Raw genomic sequence first — 3,067 nt, forward strand, 5'->3', positions numbered from 1 at the left:
TTGGCCCCGGCGATGAGGTTCGAGTACGGCTGTCCGGGTGAGGGGAACCCCTTGTCGTAGAGCCGCTGGATGGCGGTGATGAAGTCTCGGGCGGTGACCTCGCGGTTGACCGGTGGGGCGTAGCGGACCCCGGCGCGTAGCCGGAAGGTGTAGGTGCGCTGGTCGGCCGAGAGCTGGGGTGGGCCGCTGGCGATGTCGGGGACCGGGACGGTCGCCTGTGCGGGCGGCCCGGCGAGGTTGTAGCCGTACAGGGTCCGGGCGTAGGCGCGCGCGATCGCGAGGCCGTTCGGGGTGTAGTTGATGGCCGTGTCCAGCCCGGTGATGTCGTCGGCGCTGAGCACCCGCAGCGTCCCGCCGCGCACGCCGTTGCTGCGGGCGTCCTGTTGCGGCCCGGTGCAGCCCGCCGCGAGGAGCGCAAGCCCAAGCGCGAGGCAGGCCGCCCGGAACACCTTGGCGGTTCGCATCGGATCCCTCACCCCCCTGGGACGTCAGGTCGAAGCATGCGCCGGACTGCTCGACGATGCCAGCGCTTCGCCTTTGCCAGGCCCACCGCGGTTGCTACCTACGGACCGCCTGGTGGCTGGACCCCCAGGCCGCGCCGCCAGGTCGTCATACAGCCGCTGGCGGGCGTGTTCGGCGATCGTCCAGCCGTTCTTGCGGGCAACTCCGCCAGCAGCCCCAGCACAACCACTCTGGACGCCGGCGTGGCTCCACCCGGCCGAACCGGCCCGCGACCGGCCCAGCAACTCCTCCAGCGGCTCCTGCATCGGGCAGGATCGAGGTCTAGGCTGTGGCCTGCGGCCACCGTCTGATCTTGAGTTGTGCTCACAACAGCGGATCATCAACGGTGGCCGCGCTGGTCAGCTCGTCGCCGGCCCTGCCCGCTCCACCGGCCAACCAGGTCACGGTCGACGGATCTGGCAGCTGCTCTGGTGCCATACTTGCGGGCATGCTGCGCACGGCCTTCACCGACCTGGTCGGCTGCCAGGTCCCGATCCAGCTGGCCCCCATGGGGGGTGGGGTGGTGACCCCGGAGCTGGCCATGGCGGTCAGCAGGGCCGGCGGACTGGGCATGCTGCAACGCGCCGACCCGACTCCCCTGGCCGACCGCATCACCAAGCTAGAGCAGGCCCAGGCCGGGCCGTTCGGGGTCAACTTCGTCCTGCACAGCCCCAGCCCCAGCGACCGTGCCGAGGTCGAGCTGGCCGCCGGTCGGGCGCGGCTGGTGGAGTTCTTCTGGGCCGATCCCGACCCGGCCCTGGTTGAGCTGGTGCACGCCGGTGGGGCGCTGGCCGGCTGGCAGGTCGGCTCGGTCGGCGAGGCCAAGCGCGCCGCCGACGCCGGCTGCGACCTGGTCGTCGCCCAGGGCGTGGAGGCGGGCGGGCACGTGCGCGGCACGATGGCGCTGCTGCCGCTGCTGGCCGCGGTGCTGGAGGTGGTCACGGTGCCGGTCCTGGCCGCTGGTGGGATCGCCAGCGGCCGGTCGATGGCGGCCGCGCTCGGCGCCGGGGCGGCCGGGGTGCGGATCGGGACCCGGTTCCTGGCCACCCCGGAGTCGGGCGCCCACCCCGAGTATGTGGCGGCGCTGCTGGCCGCCGATGGCGAGGCGACGGTGCTGACCGAGGCGTTCGCGGTCGGCTGGCCGGATGCGCCCCACCGGGTGCTGCGTTCGGCGCTGGAGGCGGCCCAGGCGTTCGGTGGCGAGGTGGTCGGCAGGCTGCAGGCTGGCCCGGTGTCGGAGCCGCTGCCCCGGCTGTCGGCCCGCACGCCCAGCCGCGAGGTCACGGGCACGGTGGCGGCGATGGCCCTGTACGCCGGCCAGGGCGTCGGCCAGGTCAGCGACGTGACCCCGGCGGCGCAGGTGGTGGCCGAGCTCGCCCAGGAGGCAGCGCGGCTCTTGAGACGCTGACCCAGGAGCGGGACAAGGATGGTCGAGACCGGATGGCCGCCAGCGTCTCGTCCCAGGCGGGTGCTCCCGAGCCGCCCAGCGACCTCCACGGCGATGCCGACGCGGTCCGGGCCCGCCTGGATGCCATCGGCGAGCCCACCCTGCTGGTTGGCCACAGCTGCGGGGCATGATGATCACCGACGCCGGTACCCACGACGCGGTGGCTGGCCTGGCCTATGTGGCCGCCTACCTGCCCGACACCGGCCAGACGCTGCTGGACCTGTTCACAACACCAGTACTTCCGGAAGGGGAGCGGCCCAGCGAGCTGGTGCCGCCGTCCGCCTCAGCGACGACCGTTCCGAGATGCGGCTCCAAGGCGATGGTGTCGCCGACGCGCTGTATGGGGACTGCGACACATCGCCGTGCATGCCGACCGGGTGCTCGACCTGCCGGCGAGCCATTCGCCGTTTCTGTCCATGCCCGAGCGGTTCGCCGGTGCCCTTACCGAGCCGGACGCAGCCTCGCCCACCGGTTGCGCTGGTCGGTCTGGCGACGCGGCCATCAGGCACGCGCCCGCACCTGCCACTGCTGACCGCAGGGCCCCTTGGCAACCATGAAGACCGCGATCTACGGCTGGAGTGCTAGGAGGTTGCCTGTTTGGAGGCGAGTTCCCCGGCCAGGTGCGTGAGGAACCAGGCGACGGCCAGCTCGGCGACGCGCTCCAGGGCACCTGGCTCCGGGAACAGGTGGCTGGCGCCAGGCACGACCTCCAGCCGGGCCTGGCCAGCCAGGCCCTCCAGGGCGGCCCGGTTGAGCGCCAACACCCTCCGGTCGCGGCCGCCGACCACCAGCAACGTGGGCGCCCGCACCCGACCCAGGATGGGCCCGGCCAGGTCGGGTCGCCCGCCCCGGGAGACCACCGCGGCCACCGCGGCCGGCCGGTCGGCAGCCACCAGCAGCGCCGCCCCGGCGCCGGTGCTTGCCCCAAACAGGCCGACGGGCAGGCCGCCGGTGCGCCGCTCGGTGGCCAGCCAGTCCAGCGCGACGGCGAGCCGGCCGGCCAGCAGCTGGACGTCGAAGCGCAGGCGACCGCCGGCCCGTTCGGCCGTCTCCTCCTCGGCGGTCAGCAGATCGAGCAGCAGGGTGGCCAGGCCCGCCCGCTGGAGCATGGCGGCCACC

The 3,067-nt window shown here is 73.6% G+C and carries 4 protein-coding genes; 2 read left to right on the forward strand and 2 right to left on the reverse strand.

The genetic code is table 11. The features are described from left to right. Nucleotides 1-464: ABC transporter substrate-binding protein (locus tag VF468_02910; protein HEX5877262.1), on the reverse strand; the 464-nt coding region annotated here is incomplete at its 3' end. A gap of 485 nt (nucleotides 465-949) precedes the next feature. On the opposite strand from VF468_02910, the gene VF468_02915 reads away from it, so the two are divergent. Together VF468_02915 and VF468_02920 are read left to right on the forward strand one after the other, a co-directional pair. After that, complete coding sequence (locus tag VF468_02915; protein ID HEX5877263.1) at nucleotides 950-1,909, forward strand: nitronate monooxygenase; 960 nt, start codon at nucleotides 950-952, stop codon at nucleotides 1,907-1,909. Nucleotides 1,910-1,941: 32 nt separating this feature from the next. Next, nucleotides 1,942-2,079: a hypothetical protein gene (locus tag VF468_02920; GenBank protein HEX5877264.1), complete on the forward strand. Its 138-nt coding sequence runs from the start codon at nucleotides 1,942-1,944 to the stop codon at nucleotides 2,077-2,079. A gap of 450 nt (nucleotides 2,080-2,529) precedes the next feature. Here VF468_02920 and VF468_02925 read toward each other — a convergent pair. Further along, nucleotides 2,530-3,067 (reverse strand): dienelactone hydrolase family protein (locus tag VF468_02925; GenBank protein ID HEX5877265.1); only part of this gene is annotated, 538 nt, incomplete at its 5' end.

It is taken from the genome of Actinomycetota bacterium, from assembly GCA_036280995.1.
In the GTDB taxonomy this organism is placed as follows: Bacteria; Actinomycetota; CALGFH01; order CALGFH01; family CALGFH01; genus CALGFH01.